Here is a 23,224-nt window from a genome sequence, read left to right as displayed (position 1 = left end):
GGACAAGGAGAAATATTTATTTTCAACTCCTAACTCCTAACTTTTAACTCCTCACTGATAACTGATAACTGATAACTGATAACTGATAACTGATAACTGTTCACTGTGCTGCTAGCCTAAATGCTTCGGCTAAGGGGCCATTGATTAAGATGGGGAAGAAAATTAGAAAGCTTAAAATAAAAATTACGATAGTTGTCAAACTCGTAAATAAAAGTGTGTCGGTTTTTAAGGTAGCAGGAATTGCCGGTACTGGTTTTGTATTTGCCATAGTACCTGCTAAAAGTAGGATGGCGCATATACTAACGTAGCGTCCTAATAGCATACTTGTAGCAGTACTTAAGTTCCACCACAAGGTATTGTCTGTCAAACCTTCAAAGCCGGAGCCGTTGTTGGCACTGGCTGAAATGTACTCGTAAACTACTTGAGATATACCATGAAAACCGGGGTTGCTGATTCCAGATAAAGATATAGGATAAGCTAAGGCGATCGCGCTGGGGATTAATACCGCTATGGGATGAATCAGCACTACCAAACTCGCCAACACTATTGAACGTTTTGTAATTTTACGTCCAAAAAATTCTGGAGTGCTACCGATCATTAATCCTGCCCAGAATGCGGTTAAATATTGATAAATCAATAAATAAACAATTCCGGTGCCTATTCCACCCCAAATCACGTGCAAAAACATACTGAGTAAGGTAGAAAAACCTCCAGCAGGCATTAAAGAATCGTGCATTCCGTTAACTGCGCCGTTCATGGTTGCGGTAGTTATGACTGCCCATAGCGCTGTTTGTGCCCAGCCAAATCTTACTTCTTTTCCTTCTAAGTTGGGTTGTTCGAGTCCTAATTCAGAATTTACCAGGGGATTACCTTGAAATTCTCCTGCTGCTGTTATCCAAAGTAAAACTAGGAAGATTAAGGATACCATCCAAAACAGCCGCCAAGCTTGTTTAATATTGTTAGAGAATGCACCGTAAACAAAAATCATCGCGGCTGGAATAGACATCATCGCGATAATTTCGATTAAGTTAGTGAAACTACTGGGATTTTCAAAGGGATGGGCAGAATTCGCACCAAAAAAACCGCCGCCGTTTGTACCCAACAGTTTGATCGTTTCAAAAGATGCTACTGGCCCTGTAGCAATATACTGGGTTCTACCCTCCAAGGTTTCTACTGCTATAGGTGCCCCAACAGTTTGCGGTACTCCACTCGCCAATAATACGATGGCTCCAATAATAGTTAGAGGCAGCAATATACGGGTTATCCCCCGAATTAAATCCGCGTAATAATTTCCTAAAGGTTTACCCGTCAAACCGCGAATAAAAGCAATACCTACTGCTAAACCTGTCCCTGCTGAGACAAACATCAAAAAAGTTAAACCCGCCATACTGCTAAAATGACTCAGGGTTTTTTCTCCTAAGTAATGCTGCTGCCCTGTATTAGTTAAAAATGAAATAGTGGTATGCAGTGTTAAATCCCACCTTGGGGCACCAAACTTATTCGGATTCCACGGTAAAACCTTTTGAAAAATAATTAGTAAATATACTAAAACTCCCATAAATAAGTTGCTTTGCAGCAAAGAATAAGCATATTGCCTACCCGTCATATTTTTTTGAGGATTTACGTCTGCTAGCTTATAAATAACTTTTTCTAATGGGTTCATTACTTTATCAAGCAATGTTGTTTTACCCATAAATACGTTGGCTATATATTTCCCAAATATTGGCGTAATAATTAACACCACAGCAAGGGTTAACCCTATCTGTAACAAACCTTGTCCCATGTATTTTTGTCCGTATACAGTTGATAAAAGATTACTAGTATCGCGTCTATTAATAGGAATATAAATTAGTATCTTGTAATATAATTTACAAGATATCTGGAAAATATCTTACTTTAGTTAATTATGCAATGTTTTTTAGGTAAATTGCTTTCTTTATCTATTGCGACTAGATATTGATATATTCCCGGTATTATCAGCTAATCTTCAATTAATACGTTATTTTTTATGATTTTTTAATGATTACTTCTTCGGTTGATAATTGGCATATTATATTCCTGTTTAAATAAAATAGGTTTTTATGCTCTACACTTTTTGCATAAACACTTATATTAATGACTTTCACCGATATAACAGATACTAAGGGATAACAATGTATAATAAAAAACATTGTTTGAAATATTAGAAAAGAATAATAAATCTTTTTTTGCTAAACCTGGTTGTTAAGATAGATTATGTGAACTAAATAATTAATTTCCGTTGTGTCGGAATATATTAACGGTAGAGAGATAAAACCTGTTTCTACAAATAGTAATGAAATCGTCCAATTAAAGCAAGTTGAGGAACTATTGCCCGATAGCCAAGAGTTATTTCGTTTAGCTTTCAACGATGCCGCAATTGGTATGGCGCTTGTAGCTACTGATGGGCGATGGTTGAAGGTTAATCGTGCTTTATGTGAAATTGTCGGTTATTCTGAAACTGATTTGCTCAAGACAACTTTTCAAGAGATTACATATCCCGATGATTTAGAAGCTGATTTAGGTAGCGTGCGTAAAGTGCTTGCGGGTGAAATACGCACTTACCAAATGGAAAAGCGTTATTTTCACTCAAGCGGGCATATTGTTTGGATCTTACTCAGCGTTTCTTTAGTAAGGGATAAACAAGAGCAACCGCTATATTTTATTGCTCAAATTCAAGATATTACGCCACGCAAGCAAGCCGAAGCTAGATTAAAAAGTTTACTTACGGAATTAAAACGCAGCAATCGCGATTTAGAAGACTTTGCCAGCGTGGTGTCTCACGATTTAATCTCACCGCTGCACAAGATTCAAATTCTTTCGGAATATCTTGAAGAAGATTATAGCGAGGTTTTGGATGAAGAAGGGAATGATTATCTCAAACAAATCGCTCAAGTAAGAAGTCGAATGCAAAGCTTGATTGAGGATTTGCTCAGTTTTTCCCTTGTCACGACTCAAGGGAAACCCTTTATAAATGTAAATTTAGCTAAAGTTGTCCGAGGGGTAATATCAGATTTACAAGCTGATAGTTTGACAGATGTAGTTTGGGAAGTGGGTGAATTACCCGTTATTTCGGCTGATTCCGGTCAAATCTATCAACTATTTCAAAATATTCTAGGTAATTCTTTAAAATATCGTCAGCCAGAAATTAGATTAGTCGTCAAAATTTATCAAACTCCTAGAAGTCAAAATCAAGCATTAGATAATGGATGCGAAATAGCTATAGAAGATAACGGTATTGGTTTCGATGAAGCATACCTCGAACAAATATTTGAGCCTTGTCAACGGTTACATAATTCCAGCGAGTACGAAGGTACGGGTTTGGGTTTAGCAATTTGTCGCAGAATTATCGAACGTCATGGAGGGCAAATTTCTGCTCGAAGCAAGCCTGGTGAAGGTGCTAAGTTTATTATTACTTTACCGCATTGAGAGAGGGTGATGGGGACATTTTTAAAGTAGCGAGTAACAAGTAGAAAATGGACGGTTGAGCAACCAACTTTTGATCGTAAGATCGCAAAAAGGTAGTTTACTTGCTACTCGCTACTGCTAACTCCCAACTCCTAAGCTTGTGAAATATACCTTTTGGTAGTTGTAAGTAAGTAAGTAAGTAGGTGGGCGGGGAAATTTATAATTATGTAACAAAATGTAAATAATCTGAAACCCTTGCGATTGCTTCGTCGTGCCTCCTCGCAATGACAAAGTATAGTTCTGTTTATTTACGCCAACCTACTTATTGTAATTAAAAAATCACCACTCAATTCATACTTTGGATGTGTCACTAAATTTTATAAGCATCTAAAGTTCATGTAAGGTGATATTTTAATGGCTAGATGACTAAGAAATTTTCTTCTAGTTATTACACCATCCTGTAGACTTATAAAAGTATTAGATATGTCCGATTTTTAAATTTTTTTAAGTAAAGTTAAAGATTAATAAATAGCAGATTTAATAGAATTTATTGATCGCCATTATCTGATAACTGATAATAACTTATGCTGAATCATCGTTGCCAAATCCTTTTAGTGGAGGATGAACCTCTTGAGATTGAGTATTTTCGCAGACAGCTATCTAAAGCTAAGTCTTCTTCGTTTAAACAAGGTTTTGAGATAATTGTTGCTCAATCTTTAGAGCATGGATTGCAGCAGTTATCGCTTAATGATATCGACGTTATTTTCCTAGACTTAATGGTTACTGATAGTCGGGGAATTAAAACTTTGACGAGAATGTTAGAAGTGGTTCCGAATTTGCCAATTATTGTTTATACCGTTTTAGATGAAGCTGCTGCTGTTAAAGCTTTGGAATTGGGTGCAATCGGATATTTACATAAAACTGAAATTGATACTAATCTACTAGTTTATGCTATTCGTTCGGCAATAGAGCGACAGCAGCAGCTAAATGTTTTAAAGCAGCAGCAAACAGAACAAGAAAAGGTGGAATTTGAGCAACTTGAGGCTTTAGGAACATCCGCTTCTTCCAACGCTAATCTATCGGGGTTAGAATCTTTACGAGACAGCAAACCAGATATTTTTGCGGAATTAGTCCAAAATTACGGCGAAATTATGGATTTAGCTTTGGAGGAGAAAGCTTATAAAGTTGAGCATAATATCTCCGATAAGCTCGGTGCTTTGGCTAGACAACTAGGTTTTATGCAGGCTACTCCCAGAGATACGATTGAAATTCATACTGCTGTTTTGAAAGGAAAAACCGACCATTCTTCTAAGAAATATCAAGCTTATGCAACCGAAGGACGTTTAATATTATTGCAATTAATGGGTTATCTTACAGCTTATTATCGAAAGTATTTTATAGGATTAAATAAACTTAGTTTTGATAAAATTAGTAATAATTTAGATCCTGATTAAATGAGATTAATAGTAAATAATAGATACGTATAGAAATAAATACGTTTAATCATAATGTGTAAAAGTAGTTTAGAAAAAAAATATGTGTTAAGGCTATATGTAACAGGAAATACACCTAGATCGGATAGAGCAATATCTAACTTAAAAGAATTATGTGAAAAATTTTTTCCCAACGAATATAAAATTATTGTTATTGATGTATTAAAGCAACCCGATGTTGCTGAAAAAGAAAAAATTCTCGTGACACCAACTTTAATTAAAGAATCTCCTTTGCCACAAGTAAGAATTATTGGCGATTTATCCGAACTCAAAACAGTTTTGATGGGGCTGGGAATTAAAAGTAGGAAACATGATATATTTAGCGAGTAGCTATAACAAATTGCTTAGATAATTATCTAACATCAAATAATAAGAACAAAAATTTTGAGATGGCTGAAGAAAATGTTGAAGAGATCAAAAAATTAGAAACAGGAATTCCAGGTTTTGATTTAATTTCTGAAGGTGGATTGCCAATTGGACGTACTACTTTGGTTGTTGGTAGTGCGGGTTGTGGTAAGACAATATTCTCTTGTCAGTTTTTGATTGAAGGAATTAAGCGAGGAGAAACAGGAGTTTACGTTACCTTTGAAGAATCTCCTCAAAATATTCGCAAAAATATGCGCGGTTTTGGTTGGGATATTGCCAAGTTGGAAGAGACAGGTAAATGGTATTTTGTTGATGCTTCTCCGGAGCCTGGTAACAATGCTTATATTAGTGGAGATTACGATTTAAGTCCTTTGCTAGCTCGAATTAAGTATGCGATTGACAAAGTAAAAGCTACTAGAGTTTCGATGGATTCTTTGGGAGCAATATTTAGCTACATACCTAATAAATCTCAAATCCGCGACGATTTATTTATCATTGTTTCCGCTTTACGAGATGTTAACAGTACGGCGATTTTAACATCGGAACGCAATCAGGAATACGGCCCAATCAGCACTCACGGAGTGGAAGAGTATGTAGCTGACAACGTGATTATTTTAAGAAACGTATTGATTGAAGAAAAGCGCCGTCGTACTTTAGAAATTCTTAAATATCGCGGTAGTTCCCATCAACAAGGGGAGTTCCCGTTTACGATTCTTGCCGATAAAGGGTTTGTGACTATTCCCCTTTCAGCAATGTCTTCGCAGGATAGGGATTCATCTATCGTCCGTATTTGCAATGGGAATGACGAACTCGATCAAATGTGTGGTGGTGGTTTTTACCGCGATTCAATTATTTTAGTTAGTGGTGCTACTGGTACGGGGAAAACTTTACTTTCAACTCAGTTTATTTCTGGCGGAATTAAAAATGGGGAACGCTGCATTTATTTTTCGTTTGAAGAAAATCGGCATCAGTTGATGAGGAATGCGCGAGGATGGGGTATGGATTTGGCACAAGCTGAAAAACAAGGAATGCTAAAAATTATATTTCGCTATCCAGAATCGACGCGATTAGAAAATCATCTAATTAAAATGCAGGAAGACATAAACGAGTTTCAACCCCATCGGATAGTAATTGATAGTTTGACGGCTTTAGAAAAAGTTGCCACGCTCAACGGGTTTAGGGAATTTCTTGCTAGTTTCAATGCGACAGTTAGACGGGAAGGGATAACTGGACTTTATACGGCTACTGCTCCAACTTTCTTAGGAGGTAGTTCGGTAACTGAGTCTCAAATTTCTACAACTACGGATTCAATTATTTTACTGCGATATGTGGAAGTTTATGGGGAAATTAAAAGAGGGTTGGCGGTAATCAAAATGCGGGGTTCAATGCACGATAAGCAAATTCGCGAGTTTACAATTGACGATAAGGGAATGCATATTGGTAGAAGTTTCCGCAACGTCATCGGCATTTTATCTGGGAATCCAATGTATGTAAACCAGGATGAAATAAACCGTCTGAGCGAGTTATTTCAAGATCAAGCATAATCGCAATTTCTATAGTTCTTAAGGTAGACAAAATTATCTTGATATCGTGGTAATAATTTAAAATATAGAAATAATTTAACTTCTATCATCTAATTACGACTGGAATAATGCGAATTTAATTTGGTTAAAAAAAATAGACTTACCAAATTTAAGAATATTTCTTTGTTGTAAGTAAAAAATATTTAGTTATTAAATGGTGTTTATGGTAGTTACAGTAAATCTACTATTATTATGTGATTCTGCTGAAAAAAACGGAAACATACTATCGTTATTAAGCGAAGCTAAATTTAATCCCATAGCAAAGCAAATAGAAACTGAAGCAGAATTTGTGACTAATCTAAATTGTGATGTAAAAGTAATATTAGCAGATTACGAACACCCGAAGCTAGCGATTTTAATAGCTCAAGCAATTTTACAAGAAAAAGAAATATACGCTCCTTTCATAATTTTTAATGGTAAAAATCACGCACAAGATGCTGTAGCTTGCATGAAAGCTGGTGCAACTGATTATCTAACTACAGATGAATTGCATCGGCTGCCATTAGTAGTGAAACAAGCACTTGACGATCAATGTTCGCAAGCTGAATTTAGTGTAGTAGAAAAACGCAATAATCATTTAACCGATCTACAGCAACGTTTATTTTGTCAAGCAACAGAATTACAAAAGCAACGTCAGCAAAAACAAACAGAAAGTATTCGTAGGGAAAAAGTAGAAGCTGCGCTGAAAAAGAGCGAAAAGCAGTTGCGGATGCTGATTACCAAAAATCCAGATGGAATAGTAGTAGTAGATAAGCAAGGAATAGTCAGATTTATTAATACCGCTGCTTTAAAGCTATTTAATCGTAAAGAAGAAGAACTTTTAGGAGAAATATTCGGTTTCCCTGTCGCTGGTGGAGATAATACCGAAGTAGATGTTTCTACGAAAACGGGAAAAGCATTAATAGCACAAATGCGCGTGGTAAAAGTAGATTGGCAGGGAAAACCCGCTAATTTAGTAACTTTAAGAGATATTACCGAACGCAAGCAAGCCGAATTAGACAGAATTAGATTATTAGCAAAAGCCGAAGCTGCAAACCGGGTGAAAGATGAGTTTTTAGCCGTACTTTCCCATGAATTGCGAACTCCACTTAATCCGATTTTAGGATGGACTCAACTTTTACGCTCTAATAAACTTCCCCCTCAAAGAATTGATCGAGCATTAGAAACAATTGAGCGAAATGCTTCTTTGCAAGCAGAAATGATCAAAGATTTGCTTGATGTTTCGCGGATATTGCGCGGTAAATTGCAGCTTAATCCAGTTAGCGTTGACTTGATAAATATAATCAAAGCTGCCATCGAAACTGTGCATTTAGCTGCTCATGCAAAATCTGTTGAAATCATTACCAACTTTCCTCCAGAAACCGTAATTGTTGAAGGAGATGCTAACCGGTTGCAGCAAATTTTTTGGAATTTACTTTCTAATGCAGTCAAATTTACTCCTTCGGAAGGAAAAGTAAATGTAGATTTAGAGTTGGATAATTCCCAAGCAAAAATTCAAATTACGGATACGGGGAAAGGAATCAATTCTCATTTTTTACCTTATGTATTTGAATACTTTCGTCAGGAAAACAGTTCCAGTACTAGAAATACTGGAGGATTGGGATTGGGGTTAGCCATCGTAAAATATTTAGTAGAACTTCACGGTGGTAACATTCAAGTAGAAAGTCCGGGTATTAGCAAAGGTACGACATTTACTGTAGAAATACCTGTAATTTACAACGTCGAAACCCATACCGAAACTAACAATAAACACAGCGTAAATTTAGATTTTAACGGTATAAATATTCTTATAGTAGACGACGAGCCAGACAACTTAGAGTTTTTAAAATTTGTCCTGGAAACCTACGGAGCATCAGTACAAACAGCAACATCCGCATCAGAAGCATTTCAATTATTCTTAAAAAATCAACCAGACTTACTTATCAGTGATATTGCTATGCCCGAAGTAAACGGACATACACTGATGCGTCAAATTCGAGCGCTACCTTCCCGAAAAGGCGCAAAAATACCTGCGATCGCACTAACCGCTTATGCAGGAGAAACAAATCAAAATGAATCTCTACAAGCTGGTTTTAACCTGCATCTTGCCAAACCAATTCAGGTAGAAAATTTAGCAGAAAAAGTCGCGGAGTTGACAGCGAATAGTGAACAGTGAACAGTGAACAGTTAGGAATTGGTAATTGGTAATGGGGCATAGGGCATGGGGAATGGGGCATGGGTAATTGGTAATTATTATTTATTCTCCCCCCTCTCCCCCATCTCCCCCATCTCCCCTTCTACTCCCTACTGCCTACTCCCTACTCCCTAAAATTCACATAATATTCAGCGGATCGATATCAATCGTTAAGCTAACCAAATCCGGGCACATCTGACGTATTTCTTGCCAATCGGGTAGTTGCGGCAAGTCTTCGGGAGCAAATTTGAGTAGTATTTGCCAGCGATAACGGTTTGCTACTCTTAATATGTTTGCTGGTGCTGGCCCCAATATGTCTATATCCGATCGCTGCTCTAGCTTTTCGGCAATTTCTGTGGCGGTGTTTTCTACTAGTACGTCATCTGGACTGCTCAATCGCAATAAAATCAATCTACCGTAGGGTGGATAATTTAATGCTTCTCGCTGTTCTAATTCGTCTTGAATAAAAGTTTGATAATCGTGTTGCTGTACTGCTTCGATGACTGGATGTTCTGTAGTGTAAGTCTGGATTATAACTCTTCCGGGGTCTTCACCTCTACCAGCACGTCCGGCAACTTGGGTTAATGTTTGGAAAGCGCGTTCGCTGGCGCGGTAATCTGATAAATGCAGCAATCCATCGGCGCTGACTACTCCCACTAAAGTTACTTGGGGTAAATCTAAACCTTTGGTGAGCATTTGGGTTCCGATTAATAAATGCGCTTCACCTTTGGCAAATCTGGTTAGTAATGTGCGATGCGCTCCTTTGTTGCGGGTGGTGTCGCTGTCAAAACGGATAAATTTTAATTCAGGAAACTGTTTTGCTAACTCTTGCGCTACCTTTTGAGTACCGCTACCAAAGAATTTTAAATAAGGGGAACAACAATCGGGGCAATTTTTGGGGTGGGGAGTTGCATAATTGCAGTAATGACAGCGCAAAACCTGGGCTGCTCCGGCTTCAGTTTGGTGATAGGATAGCGATACATCACAATAAGGACATTCCATTACGTATCCGCAGCTACGACAGGATACAAAAGTACTGTGTCCCCGACGATGAATAAATAAAATTCCTTGCTGCCCAGTTTCAATAAGTTCTTGCAAACCCTGCTGTAAAGACTTACTAAATATAGAACGATTTCCCTGCTGTAATTCTGAGCGCATATCTACTATTTCCACCGGAGGTAGAGGGCGGGAATTGACGCGCTCTGGGAGGGGAAGGTAGTACGATTTTGGGAATTGGGAATTGAGTAATAATTCTTCCCCCTCTACCCCCTCTACCCCCTCTCCCCCCTCTCCCGCAGCTACCCAACTTTCCAAGGAGGGAGTTGCGGAACCCAAGATTAGGGGACAATTTTGTAATTCTGCTCGCCAAGCTGCGACTTTACGAGCGTGGTAGGTGGGCATGGGGGAATCTTGTTTGAATGATGAGTCGTGTTCTTCATCTAAGATTATGATGCCGAGGTTGGGTAATGGTGCAAAAATGGCGCTACGGGTGCCGATGACTACTTGGGGTTCCCCTGCTAGCATTTGCCGCCAAGTGTCATAACGTTCGCCATCGGAGAGGGCGCTATGATATACGCTGACTTTGTTGCCGAATCTGGCACGAAAGCGATCGGTTAGTTGCGGTGTTAATCCGATTTCGGGGACTAATACTAATGCCGATTTACCTTTTTGCAATAGAGCTGTAATTGCTTGCAAATAGACTTCTGTTTTTCCCGAACCCGTGACTCCATGTAATAGGATTGATGCAAATCCATTAATATTATTTATCGTTTCTATAGCTGTTTGTTGGGCTGATGTGAGGTTTTTTACTTGCGCTCCAGCGAATGTATCATCTGCATTTTTAGAGGTATCAATTCGTAAAATTTCTTTTTCTTCTACGACAACGTAACCTTTGTTTTCTATGGTTTTTATAGTTGAAGAACTGGCGCTGCAAGTTTGTAATAATTCAGTTAGCCACATCTCACCACCGCGCCGTCGTAATACTTCTAAAATTGACCGTTGTCGGGTGGTTAAATCGGCTGCAAAATTACTTGCAATTAATGTTACTGCTTTTTTTCTTTGCGGTTTTGTTAAACGAGGTGCTTCCAAATAAGTTTCTATCAAACCAAATCTTCGTAATTCCCTTACCGCACGATAAGCGCCGCGAACTTGCCGACTTAGATAAACAAAACTGTAATTTCCTTCTGGTGATAGTTGGAGTAGATCGAGAATTTTTTGCGCTGCGGGGGAAAGAGAAAATGAGAGAGAGGAAGAGCGCGAAGTTGGAGAAGTATTTTTTGGAGAAACAAGTTTAATGCGACGTTGAGATTTTCCTAACAAACCCGGAGGTAAAGCAACGCGAATTACTTGAATTAAAGGCGTGTAATAATATGCTGCAACTCGGTTCAATAATTCCCAGTAAAAATCTGGGAAAAATCCGACGCTGACTACATCTTCTATATTCCGAATTTTTTCTATTGGTATATCTTGGGGAGGCTTTGTTAATTTACGAATTGCTATTCCACCAAGGGTTTGCGTACCAAAAGGCACGCTCAAAATATCTCCAGGTTGTACTTCTAAGTGCTTTGGTAATCCGTAAGTGAATAATCCCGTGGCTCTCGGACAGTCCACCAACACTTCAACCCATTGGGCTTGGGGAATTCTGAGGCTATATTCGCCTCGATTTGCAGCCGCGATACGCGAAGCGTCAAGCCTCCGGCTTATCGCAGTTGGTAAAGCTGCGTTATTTGTATACATAATTTTTTATTTAAGCGATCGATAATTACCAATATCCGTTTAACAAAATTGACTTAACGGAATGAGTGTATTAAGAATCTCCTATGGATAAGTTAAAATGTATTTCGGAATACTTTCAATTGACATAATACTTGATAAATTTCCGTTAGATGTAATTTCATAAACAAACCTTACATAAACCATATAGCTAATGCTTTTTTGATACATGACATCCGATCTCAAATAATCTCAGTTCTTTACCTTAATTCTTGCCTGCTTTTACCAATTAGGGAATAGGGCTAATCTCTCTATTGATAGATTTTCAGCTTTGGCGGTATATGAGATGCTTTTATATAGGAAATTAATTCCTATAATTTCGCTTGCAATATTTTATATAAATAGAGCAAGAATTGCCCGAAGTCATAATATTGACTTATAAGTATATACGGTCATCTAAGAACGTTATTCAAGATCAAAGTCTAAAAGCATTAAGATAAACATAGTAAAACTCAACATATAGGCGGTAATCGATTATTTTTTTATATTTATTGAGTAAATAAAAAAATTAGGAGGTGACAGGAAGAATATTCTGTTAGAGAAAAAAAGTGAAGAATATATTTACAAAGGTTAATTAAGTTTACATTAGAGTCGTGAAAAGTATAACTACGTCATATGAGTGGATTATAGCGGTATTAAATTATCAAGCTTTACGCGAGCTTAACCACTAGGGATGTTTTGAAATTTAGTCAAAGGCAGATAAAGTACGAAAAATTTCAGCTTTAAATGTCAATGCGGTAGCTGTCACTTTCGTTATTTACGGTCCGCAAGCAACAATCCCCCATTAAAAAAACTATGAGTATTGCACAATTGGGAACAATGGAAAGTATGCAGAAAGTTGCCGATCAGAATCAATCAGAAGCAATAAACGTTTTAGAAGTAGTGACAGACGACGAAGCTATAATTGCTCAAAATATTGAAAATGAAAATGAAAATGAATCAAACAGTGGGGACAGTGGGGATAATTTAGCAGAAGCCAGACCTACAGGTTACAACAAAACCGAGTATGACGATGCTGTAGGGGCGTTTTTCAAAGAAATGGCGCGTTATCCATTGCTTAAGCCCGATGAAGAGGTTGAATTAGCTAAAAGAGTACGCATCCTCGAAGAAGTAAGACAAGCACAAGCCGCAGCCCAAGAAAAATTAGGCTATTTACCCGATAAAGCAGCAGTAGCCAAAGAAATGGGGGTTACTCAAAAGCAGATGGAACATCGCTTGTACCAAGGAAAAGTCGCCAAGCGCAAAATGATTCGTTCTAACTTGCGGCTTGTGGTTTCCATCGCCAAACGGTATCTTAATCGTGGAGTTCCCTTTCTAGATTTGATTCAAGAAGGGGCAATGGGTTTAAATCGTGCTACTGAAAAATTCGATCCAGACAAAGGATATAAATTTTCAACTTACGCTTACTGGTGGATTCGTCAAGCAATTACCAGGGCGATCGCCAATGATGCTAGAACAATTCGTTTACCCATACATATTGTAGAAAAGCTTAATAAACTCAAGAAAGCCCAAAGAGAATTAAAACAAAAATTATCCAGGAATCCCACCGAAGAAGAATTGGCAGAAGTGTTGGAAATTCCCCCCAACCAGTTACGTCAATTACAACAGCTGCGTCGTCAAGCGCTTTCCTTAAACCACCGTGTCGGTAAAGAAGAAGATACCGAATTGATGGATTTACTGGAAGACGAAGACAACCAGTCTCCAGAAGCAAGAATGAACGAAACCATGATGCGTCAGGAGATTTGGGAAGTATTAGGAGACGTATTAACTCCACGGGAAAAAGACGTAATTTCCTTGCGTTACGGTTTAGCAAGTAGCGAACCCTGCACCTTAGAAGAAGTTGGCAATATGTTCAATCTTTCTCGCGAAAGAGTACGACAAATTCAAAGTAAAGCAATGCGTAAATTGCGCCGTCCCCATATTGCTAAGCGTTTGAAAGGTTGGTTGATTTAGTCAGTGAACAGTTCGCAGTGAGCAGTTAGCAGTTAACATACAGCATATTTCTTCAGCATAAGGTACATCCAGACGGGCCTTCTCTGCCCATCCCACAAGAGTTTTATAATATAAAGCTGTACCTCCTGCAATCTGCAAAGGGCTGTATCACTTTTTTTGAGTCCTCTTGAGAGGACTTTAGCTATTAGCCAGGGAATTTGATTCCCTGGTGGATGGGAATGCAGCGCCCAAAATTGTCTTATCGATCTCGACACCGCTACAAAATGGAATCTCTCGGTTTTAAGTAATATTTCCGCCTTTAAATAAATTTCAAAACTCATATACGAAGTACGTTAAAACGTACTAAAATCGCCTCAAAGCCTTGCTCAGTCTGCCGCAATCAGACTTAATATATAAGCGTGGGAATTTATTCCAAGGCGATTGTGAAAGCTAACTGGGATTGTGCATTCCGGTGAAGAAGTAACTAACATCTGGCATTATTTTTAACACAATCGAGTCATAGAATTTTCCATCCAGGGCAAAGCTCATCTTAAGAAGAGTAAATTTATAAATACAGCAGTTAATATATTTTGATTTAACAATACTTAAATTAAGTATTTCAAATTTGCTTGGGTTAAATTCCCATTCGTGAGAGAAAATAAATATTAGAAATTAATTATTATAAAAATTAAGAATTATAAAATTAAGGAATTGTATCCATGCCAGAAATTCAAGACTTTGGAGTTACCGTAGAAGAGTATTTAGAAGGTTTGGAAGCAGGTATTGATATTTTAGAGCTAAAGCGTCTAGAAGCTTCGGGAATCCCTACAGATGCAGCTTTAGAACTGATGAATATTATGCCAAAAGTCGCAAACGGAACGGCAACTCATGAAGAAATCGTTAGGGGATTAAAGATTATGTCGCCATCGCGCAGAGCAAAAACAGAATAAAAACTTTTGTAAAGTTGCCTAATATTTAAGATGTGTTTGTTTCATACTGAACACTTCATCCTTCGTATTTTAAATAACGGGCATGACGATTGATAGCGATTTAATTTTACGTTTAGCTCAACCAGAAGATTGCGACGTATTATTTGAATTAATAAAAGGGCTGGCAGAATATGAAAAACTAACTGATGCCGTAACTGGTAGCGCCGCACAACTCAAAGAGCATTTATTTGGTGACAAAAAATATGCGGAGGCAATACTAGCAGAAACAAAGGGAGAAACTGCGGGTTTCGCCTTATTTTTTCATAATTATTCAACCTTTCTTACCCAACCGGGAATCTATTTAGAAGATTTATTTGTATTAAAACAATATCGTCAAAAAGGTATTGGTAAAGCCCTTTTAACCAAACTCGCGAGCATTGCAGTAGAAAGAAATTGCGGAAGATTAGAGTGGAGCGTTTTGGATTGGAATGAACCAGCAAAAGAATTTTACCGCCATATGGGAGCAGACATTTTAGAAGACTGGCAGATTTGTCGCGTCACCGGAGACGAATTGAGTCAGTTAGCAGTGAGCAGTGAGCAGTGAGCAGTAAACAGTTAGGAGTTGGGCATGGGTAATTGGTAATTGGTAATTGGTAATTATTCTCCCCATCCCCCCATCCCCCCATCTCCCCATCTCTCGTCGCAGTGCTTAACAAAACTTAAAAATTGCTCTACTCTCTGCCCAATGCCCTATGCCCTATGCCCCTTGCCCAATAATTAATCCAGAAGTATGACAGGTTGTCATTTGACGTTATAAGTTACGAATTAGAAAATATTATATGGAATTGTACCAAATCATCCTTAATTCCTAGAGAGAACACAAAATGAAGAAGATTTTATCAATATTGTTAGTAAGCGCGGCAATTTTCGGCCTCGCTTTCAATCGCCCTGCTTTAGCTGATGCAGCTGCTGGTGGTGCTGTATTTAATGCTAATTGCGCTTCTTGCCATGCAGGTGGTAGAAATTTGGTGCAAGCGAATAAGAGCTTGAGTAAAGCAGATTTGGAAAAGTATGGTATGTATTCGGCAGAAGCCATCGTAAGCCAAGTTACTAATGGTAAGAATGCGATGCCTGCTTTCAGAGGGCGTTTGAAAGATTCACAAATTCAAGATGTCGCTGATTACGTTTTATCTAAGGCTGAAGCTGGTTGGTAGGTAAGTAAGTAATTGGTAAAAAGCCCTAGACTAGGGTGTTGATTCTGTATTTTTTTCAGTCTAAAAGTTGATCGCAAATCCCTCTCCCCTTCCCCTCTCCCAAACTTGGGAGAGGGGTGCCCGTCAGGGCGGGGTGAGGGCTACGCTCGTGTGGCATAAAAAAAAGTTGTATGAACAAAAAGCGCGGAAATCCTATCAAAGTCAACACCCTAGCCCGCAGGCTCTAAGCCTGGGGCTAATACTACAAATCCCACCAAGGTGGGCTTTGTTTGTGTAGCCTCATTCATAAGCAGGAGTGGCTTGCCCTATTAATTTTATCTAGGAATATAACTTATGAATTGCTGGTATCGATTTGCAATTAATTTTATTGTTATTGTCGCGATTAACTGCTTTTTTATAATTTCTCCCGTACATTCGTTACCAAGTTCTAATCAATTTACAGCGGATGATTTTTTGCAGATGGGAGCAAAAAATATTCAAGTTGGTAATTATAGAAAAGCTATTGAAGACTTTACTCAGGCAATTGAGTTAAAGAATAATTTTAATCTAGCTTACAGCAATCGGTGTTTAGCTTATCTTCAATTAAAAGAATACCATAATGCAGTTGCAGATTGTACTGTTGCTTTAAATTTTGTCCCAGATAATACTGAAGCTTATTTGAATCGGGGACTTGCTGAATATAGATTGGGAAATTATCAAGCGGCGGTTTCAGATAATAACCAAGCTATTAAACTCAAACCTGATGATTTTCGAGCATACTATAACCGAGGTATAGCTAACGCTGCATTGAAAAATCATCAACAAGCAATTCAAGATTATAATTTGGCTTTAACTCAAACTCCTCAATTATTAACTTCTTCGTTAGGAAATATTTACAACGATAGGGGTTTGGTAAATTTAGAATTGCAAAATATACAGGCTGCGATGCTTGATTTTTCCAAAGCAATTCGTTTGAATTCAACAAACGAAAGAGCTTATTTTAACAGGGGTTGCGCTTGTGCTAGAAACAAAGATAATCAAGGTGCGCTGCGTGATTTTAATCAAGTTGTAAAGCTTAACCCAGAAAGTGCGATCGCCTATGTAAATCGAGGTGTAGCTTACCACAATCTTGGTTATTCTCAAGCCGCAATCAAAGACTTACAAACAGCCGCAACTTATTTTATCAATAGAAAAGAAACAATAGCTTATCAAAAAACGGTAAAGTTGATTGAAACAGTACAAAAGCAACTTGCTGCGAGAGTGGAAATTGGGTAATGGGTAATTGATAACTGTTAACTGAAACCATGAAAGCCAGAATTGAAGACGATTTAATATACATAAGCCATGAGGATGTACCGGAGTATAAAAAAGGCGGCTCGGTGGTGAGAAATAGTTATTTTTGGGCTTTGCGATCGATTGCGGGAAAGGCTGGGCGTTATGGCGATTGGGAGTATGAAAGTGAGGTTTGGTTTGCTTTAGGAAGGATGTTGATGTCTTTTACTGAATCTGGATATTTAGGTGTTAGGGAAACGATATTAGAATTTCCTCAATCTACAGAAATTCCCCAAGTATTTCGAGATGTGGCAACTTGGCAGTAGGTTAATGTCTCTACATTTCACGAATCAATCAATAAATGTTTAATCCTTCAACATAAATTACTGCATAACTAGATGGGATTTTTGCTTATTACTATTTAAGAGACTATAGTCCTAAATGTACAGTTATCAGCAGCACTACCATGTCAAATTTCAACGGTACGATGATGCAGTATTTCCACTGGTATATTCCCGGTGATGGAATGCTATGGGATAAAGTAGGCTCCAGGGCGAAAGAGCTATCCAAGGCGGGTTTTACTGCTATGTGGCTTCCACCTGCTTATAAGGGAATGGGTGGAACTTACGATGTGGGATATGCTGTTTACGATATGTACGATTTGGGGGAATTTGAACAAAAAGGAACTATTCGTACTAAGTATGGCGATCGCAAACAATATTTAGATGCTGTTAAGTCTCTGCAAGGTGCGGGGATTCAAGTTTATGCGGATACGGTATTAAATCATCGTATTGGTGGGGATGATGCGGAAATTGCCAAGGGAACTCCTTTTTCTCAGAGCAATCGCCTAAATCCTCAAGGTGAAATGCGCGATATCAAATGCTATACCCATTACAAGTTTCCCGGCAGAAAAGGTAAATATTCTCAGTTTGAGTGGCATTGGTGGCATTTTGACGCGGTTGATTACGACGAATACACTCAAGATTCTTCAACTATATATCTACTCGAAGGTAAAAAGTTTGATGATTACGTTGCTTTAGAAAACGGCAATTTCTCTTACTTGATGGGATGCGATTGTGATTTCCAAAGTAAAGACGTACAGGATGAAACGATTAATTGGGGTAAATGGTATCTCGATACAACTGGTGCGGATGGTTTCCGTTTAGACGCGATTAAACATATTTCTTCGTGGTTTTTCCCGATTTGGATCGATGAAATGGAGCGTCATGCAGGTAAAGATTTATTTGTAATGGGTGAATATTGGCAAAACGATATTAGTACTCTGCATTGGTACATTGATGCAGTGCAGGGTAAAATGTCGGTTTTTGATGTACCGCTGCACTATAATTTCCACTACGCGAGTAAATCCGGTGAAAGTTACGATATGCGGCGGATTCTAGATAATACGCTGATGCAGCAACTTCCTACCCATGCGGTGACTTTTGTTGAAAACCACGATTCACAACCGTTACAGGCTTTGGAATCACCCGTGGAGCCGTGGTTTAAACCTTTAGCATATGCATTGATTTTATTGCGTCAGGAAGGATATCCCTGTGTATTCTACGCAGACTATTACGGTGCGGAATATGAAGACTATGGCAAGGATGGAAATCGTTACCCAATCTATTTACCTTCCCATCAGTGGTTAATTGATAAATTCCTTTATGCTCGTCAAAATTTTGCCTATGGCTATCAGTATAATTACTTTGACCATTGGGACATTATCGGATGGACAAGATTAGGTAATCCAGAACATCCTCAAGCAATGGCAGTAATTATGAGCAACGGCGCGGGAGGAAGTAAATGGATGGAAGTCGGTAAACCCAACACCAAATTTTACGACTTAACCGAACACGTCAAGGAACCTGTTTCTACTAACGAGTGGGGTTGGGCTGAGTTTCGCTGTAATGGCGGCTCTGTTTCCGTGTGGGTGGAGCAGTGAGCAGTTATGAGGTTTTTGGGTTGGAATTTGAAGGTTAATAGTTAGTAGTAAGGAGTAATCATAGTTCGTAGTAGCGCTGAAGCGCATCCGGATTTCAGATGCGCTGAAGCGCTACTACAAACGAATTTTCTTTTACCCATCAAATTAAATGCAATCAACTACTAATCAGATTTATCTGACGAAGGTATATAAGCCTGGGAATTTATTCCAAGGCAGTTGTGAAGCTTAACGACATTTGGCTCGCTCAGAAAACCAACCGAAAACTTAAAACATAAAAAATTAATTGTATATGAATCATCATCAGCAATTGTTAACTGCCAACTGCTCGCTGATTCAAAAATTGTTATCGTAGATGCTTTTTAAAAGCTTGCCCTGATGATATGTTGTTAATAACAGCCTAATCTCCTGTTAATAAACATTTGGTTGCCAAGTAGATTGTTTTCAAGTTTTGATGTAATCGCGTTTATTTGTAAATTACCAATTACCAATTACCCAATTAATTAAAATTTCTGTCCAGCGAAAATTGAACGTACTTCTCCATTACGGCGAATAATCGCTTCTCCATTGGCTACGTCTACTAATGTCCAACCGCTAGCACCGATGCTTTCGCCTTTTTGGACGCGACGACTTACGCCATTGACTTTAAATAATGCCGCTGATTGTTCCCCTAACTCTAACAATCCTTCCAAGACGTGGGCAGAAGTTGGAACTGATGCAACTTTTTGCTCTTTTTCAACTGGCTTTTCAACTGGTGCTGTGGAAACTTCTGGTGATGGTGCAATAGTTGCAGCCTGTTTCATTTTGGGAATTTCGGGAGCTTGCTTGACGCTTACAGGTTTGTTTTTTACCGCTACTGGCTTAATTTCTCTGATAGAAGCAAAAGCTGCCATTTTTTCTGGTGCTTTGGCTAATTGTACTTTTACGGGTGCGGCTTTTTTGGTACCGTCAGATGGTTTTGGTGCTACTCCTTTGGATGCTGTGTTTACTGGTGGTAAAGGTGTTGGTGCTGGTGCTTGCGCTATTGCTGGAGGTGCGTAACGCATTGGCTGCGGAGCTTGATATACGGGGATGTAAATTCTTTCTACAACTCTAGTGTTGCGAATTGATGGTTTGGCGTTGTTAGCAATTTTTGGCGCTGGAAGATTTGCAACTGGTTGGTTTGCATAAGCTAGGGTTGCTTGATTCGCCGGTACGGGAGTTGCGATCGCGATGTTGTTCGCGGATGCTAATTCCTTGCTGTCTTGCTGTCGATCAATAATTTCTAGGGCACCGAGCATATAGTCTGCTAAGTCCGTTCTGATTTGGGTTTGGGTGGGTGCTGAGTTTGACGCTTCTATTACTTTCTGCTGTAAAGCTGGTTCTTGTAACGCAAATTGCAGCGACTTGGAGGTAAGACGATTCAAAAAGCCGTTGCTAATTGCCCAGTTAATTGCGGCGATCGCCAATCCTACACCTGCTCCCACCTTAAGTATTTGTCCGAGGTTGCGCCAAAGAAGGCGACGGGATTTCTTGACTTTAGCTGTTTTAGGAGCCTTTCCACGTAAAACGCTATCGAGTTGAGCTTCGATGCGGCGTTGCTCGGCTTTTTGGATGGGGCTGATAATAGTAGGTGGTGGAACTACTTCTGGGAGTGTCGCTTGATGGAGGATTAACTGTTGTGTTGGTTGAACTATTTGCTTGCTCAGATGACCTTTGCGATCGAGAATACAGTCAATATCAGAAAAAAGTTCATCCATCAAGCCATCAGCATAAGTGTCCATCGTCCAAGGTTCGCTGACGATTAACTCTTCAGAGGGTTCTGGAATTATGAGATTTTTACTAGCTGTTTTAGACATAATAGTTTCTAGGTAACGATCGGTATTAATTCGCTGCGGTAGGGCGATTCATGAAATCTTTACTATGAAGGAATTGCTCTTTTAAATCTGCCGTTGTAAATTTGTCCTTTTAAATTTGCCTTGTAAATGTAAATTAAAAGAATTGTTCCTTACTGAGACAGTTACGGAGAGTTCATCAAGTTTAAGTATCTATTTCAACATATACCAGGGAGATATTAATGATTTTTTGATTTTTCCTATGTCATTAATCATACCAGTCTTCCCGGATACAAATACTACTATACTCGTGCTTAATGAAGATTGTCTTCATGTTAAGGCAGATAATTCAGTCTGGGTATGGTTTTTACGCAATTCTAAATATATAAGTAAAGCATTTACATCAGCGGGATTGACTCCACCGATCCGTGCTGCTTGTCCGATGGTGAGCGGTTTTACCTTGTTAAGCTTTTCCCGCGCTTCTTTGGAAAGGGTATCAATAGACTCATAATCCAAGTCTCCAGGAAGGGGACGATTTGCTTGGCGAGCAACTTGATCGATTTGATTCTGCTGTCTGGCTAAATAACCAGAATATTTAATATCAATTTCTGCTCCTTCTTTTTCGGCACGTTGTAAATCGGCATTTCCCAATTCATATTTGATTAAGTCGGCGTAATGAAATTTGGGACGGCGTAATAAGTCGGCAAGGGTAATTGAACCTTTGATAACTTGATTGGTGTCTGCCACTATTGCTTTCCCTACCCGATCATTTTCCTTAACCCGTGCAGCATACAGCCGTTCTTTTTCGGCAGTAATATTCTCTTGCTTGCTGGTAAATAATTCCCAACGTCGGTTATCAATCAAACCAATTTCTCTTCCCAGGGGAGTCAATCTTTGATCTGCATTATCGGAGCGCAGCAGCAAGCGATATTCCGATCTGCTGGTTAATACCCGATAAGGTTCGCGCAAATCTTTGGTACACAAATCGTCAATTAATGTACCGATATAGCTTTGCTCGCGGGGAAACACTATCATTTCTTCATTACGAACAAATCTTGCGGCATTAATTCCAGCCACAATTCCTTGAGCTGCGGCTTCTTCGTAGCCAGTTGTACCGTTAACTTGTCCCGCACAAAATAAACCAGCGACTTTTTTGGTCATTAGTGTGGGAAAACACTGAGTTGCTGGCAAGTAATCGTACTCAACAGCATAGGCAGGTCGTAACATTACGCAGTTCTCCATACCCGGAAGAGTACGTAACATACGTAGTTGCAAATTTTCCGGCAGACCTGTGGAAAACCCTTGGATATAAAGTTCGGGAATATCTCTTCCTTCGGGTTCAATGAAGATTTGATGACTTTCCTTATCGGCAAAGCGAACAATTTTATCTTCAATGCTCGGACAATAGCGTGGCCCCTTGGCATCTACCCAACCACCATAAACCGGAGAAAGATTGAGATTATCGCGAATTAATTGATGAGTTTCCGCTGTAGTGCGCGTCATATAACAAGGCAGCTGTTCCTTTTCCACCCATACTTCCGGATCGAAACTAAACCAGCGAACATCTTCATCGCCCGGTTGCGGAGTCATGAGGCTGTAATCAACCGTGCGCTTATCTACTCGTGCGGGAGTACCAGTTTTGAGGCGACCTGTTTCAAACCCCAAACGCTGTAAAGTTTCCGTCAAACCTTCTGCTGCGAATTCTCCAGCCCGTCCGGCTGCCATTGACTTATTACCAACCCAAATTCGTCCTCCCAAAAAAGTACCAGTGGTGAGGACAACAGCTTTACATTCAAAAGCCACGTCAAAATAAGTTTGAACGCCGATAACATCATCGTTCTTCCCCAAAACCAAATCCGTTACCATCGCTTCACGAATGCTTAAATTTTCTTGATTCTCAACAATTCGCTTCATTACCAACGCATACTCGCGCTTATCAGTTTGAGCGCGTAATGCCCATACCGCAGGACCTCTGGAAGAATTGAGAATGCGTTTTTGCACGTAAGTACGGTCTGCCATTTTCCCGATTTCCCCACCGAGTGCATCAACTTCGTGGGTTAATTGAGATTTCGCCGGGCCACCAACAGCGGGATTACACGGTTGCCAAGCAATTTTATCCAAGTTAAGCGTTAATAGCAGGGTACGACAACCCAGCCGTGCAGTAGCTAAAGCCGCTTCACAACCAGAGTGACCTGCACCTACAACTATGACATCAAAAGAGTCTTGGAACTCAACACAATTGTGCATGGTCTTACTTAGAGTTCAGCATTATTTAGGATTAATCTAATTTTAACCGATACAGTAACTCGATGATTGTACAGTGTTGATCAAA

At 39.1% G+C, this 23,224-nt stretch carries 16 protein-coding genes; 12 read left to right on the top strand and 4 right to left on the bottom strand.

The features are described 5' to 3' along the window. Positions 1–100 precede the first annotated feature (100 nt). Positions 101–1,783 (bottom strand): potassium-transporting ATPase subunit KdpA, encoded by a 1,683-nt coding sequence (gene kdpA / locus ACM03V_RS25620; RefSeq protein ID WP_414623626.1) that lies wholly within the window; start codon positions 1,781–1,783, stop codon positions 101–103. Between the two features lie 479 nt (positions 1,784–2,262). Between kdpA and ACM03V_RS25615 the strand changes: the two genes are divergently transcribed. The 5 genes from ACM03V_RS25615 to ACM03V_RS25595 all read left to right on the top strand — a co-directional run bounded on the left by ACM03V_RS25615 (position 2,263) and on the right by ACM03V_RS25595 (position 9,023). Further along, positions 2,263–3,447 carry a sensor histidine kinase gene (locus tag ACM03V_RS25615; protein ID WP_414623625.1) on the top strand — a complete coding sequence of 395 codons (1,185 nt, stop codon included), beginning with the start codon at positions 2,263–2,265 and terminating at the stop codon, positions 3,445–3,447. 563 nt (positions 3,448–4,010) lie between these two features. Next, complete coding sequence (locus tag ACM03V_RS25610; protein WP_414623624.1) at positions 4,011–4,880, top strand: response regulator; 870 nt, start codon at positions 4,011–4,013, stop codon at positions 4,878–4,880. An 84-nt stretch (positions 4,881–4,964) separates the two neighbouring features. Further along, positions 4,965–5,249: a circadian clock KaiB family protein gene (locus ACM03V_RS25605; RefSeq protein ID WP_414623623.1), complete on the top strand. Its 285-nt coding sequence runs from the start codon at positions 4,965–4,967 to the stop codon at positions 5,247–5,249. Between the two features lie 59 nt (positions 5,250–5,308). Further along, positions 5,309–6,829, top strand: a complete 1,521-nt coding sequence (gene kaiC, locus ACM03V_RS25600; protein ID WP_414623622.1) for a circadian clock protein KaiC — start codon at positions 5,309–5,311, stop codon at positions 6,827–6,829. A 202-nt stretch (positions 6,830–7,031) separates the two neighbouring features. Next, positions 7,032–9,023 carry a response regulator gene (locus tag ACM03V_RS25595; RefSeq protein WP_414623621.1) on the top strand — a complete coding sequence of 664 codons (1,992 nt, stop codon included), beginning with the start codon at positions 7,032–7,034 and terminating at the stop codon, positions 9,021–9,023. 156 nt (positions 9,024–9,179) lie between these two features. Here the strand turns inward: ACM03V_RS25595 and priA are convergent, their stop codons facing one another. Further along, a complete protein-coding gene (priA, locus tag ACM03V_RS25590) occupies positions 9,180–11,777 on the bottom strand; it encodes a primosomal protein N' (protein ID WP_414623620.1) in 2,598 nt (865 codons plus the stop codon). Between the two features lie 831 nt (positions 11,778–12,608). Between priA and ACM03V_RS25585 the strand changes: the two genes are divergently transcribed. The 7 genes from ACM03V_RS25585 to ACM03V_RS25555 all read left to right on the top strand — a co-directional run bounded on the left by ACM03V_RS25585 (position 12,609) and on the right by ACM03V_RS25555 (position 19,081). Beyond that, positions 12,609–13,766: an RpoD/SigA family RNA polymerase sigma factor gene (locus ACM03V_RS25585; protein WP_414623619.1), complete on the top strand. Its 1,158-nt coding sequence runs from the start codon at positions 12,609–12,611 to the stop codon at positions 13,764–13,766. Between the two features lie 698 nt (positions 13,767–14,464). Next, complete coding sequence (locus ACM03V_RS25580; RefSeq protein ID WP_414623618.1) at positions 14,465–14,695, top strand: hypothetical protein; 231 nt, start codon at positions 14,465–14,467, stop codon at positions 14,693–14,695. 82 nt (positions 14,696–14,777) lie between these two features. Beyond that, positions 14,778–15,278 (top strand): N-acetyltransferase family protein, encoded by a 501-nt coding sequence (locus ACM03V_RS25575; RefSeq protein ID WP_414623617.1) that lies wholly within the window; start codon positions 14,778–14,780, stop codon positions 15,276–15,278. Between the two features lie 280 nt (positions 15,279–15,558). Further along, a complete protein-coding gene (gene petJ / locus ACM03V_RS25570) occupies positions 15,559–15,888 on the top strand; it encodes a cytochrome c6 PetJ (protein ID WP_414623616.1) in 330 nt (109 codons plus the stop codon). A 333-nt stretch (positions 15,889–16,221) separates the two neighbouring features. Continuing rightward, positions 16,222–17,142, top strand: coding sequence for a tetratricopeptide repeat protein (locus tag ACM03V_RS25565; protein WP_414623615.1), 921 nt, complete (start codon positions 16,222–16,224; stop codon positions 17,140–17,142). Positions 17,143–17,171: 29 nt separating this feature from the next. Beyond that, positions 17,172–17,465: a hypothetical protein gene (locus ACM03V_RS25560; protein ID WP_414623614.1), complete on the top strand. Its 294-nt coding sequence runs from the start codon at positions 17,172–17,174 to the stop codon at positions 17,463–17,465. A gap of 140 nt (positions 17,466–17,605) precedes the next feature. Beyond that, positions 17,606–19,081, top strand: coding sequence for an alpha-amylase (locus tag ACM03V_RS25555; RefSeq protein ID WP_414623613.1), 1,476 nt, complete (start codon positions 17,606–17,608; stop codon positions 19,079–19,081). 500 nt (positions 19,082–19,581) lie between these two features. Here ACM03V_RS25555 and ACM03V_RS25550 read toward each other — a convergent pair whose 3' ends face one another. Together ACM03V_RS25550 and mnmG are read right to left on the bottom strand one after the other, a co-directional pair. Beyond that, positions 19,582–20,916 (bottom strand): hypothetical protein, encoded by a 1,335-nt coding sequence (locus ACM03V_RS25550; protein ID WP_414623612.1) that lies wholly within the window; start codon positions 20,914–20,916, stop codon positions 19,582–19,584. A 306-nt stretch (positions 20,917–21,222) separates the two neighbouring features. Continuing rightward, on the bottom strand, positions 21,223–23,139 hold the full coding sequence (mnmG, locus tag ACM03V_RS25545; protein ID WP_414623611.1) for a tRNA uridine-5-carboxymethylaminomethyl(34) synthesis enzyme MnmG: 1,917 nt from the start codon (positions 23,137–23,139) through the stop codon (positions 21,223–21,225). Between the last annotated feature and the right edge of the window lie 85 nt (positions 23,140–23,224).

The sequence above is a fragment of the Calothrix sp. CCY 0018 genome (assembly GCF_963920925.1).
GTDB lineage: Bacteria > Cyanobacteriota > Cyanobacteriia > Cyanobacteriales > Nostocaceae > Rivularia.
The sequence above is the reverse complement of the archived record's forward strand: the minus strand, read 5'-3'. Positions and strand labels throughout refer to the sequence as shown.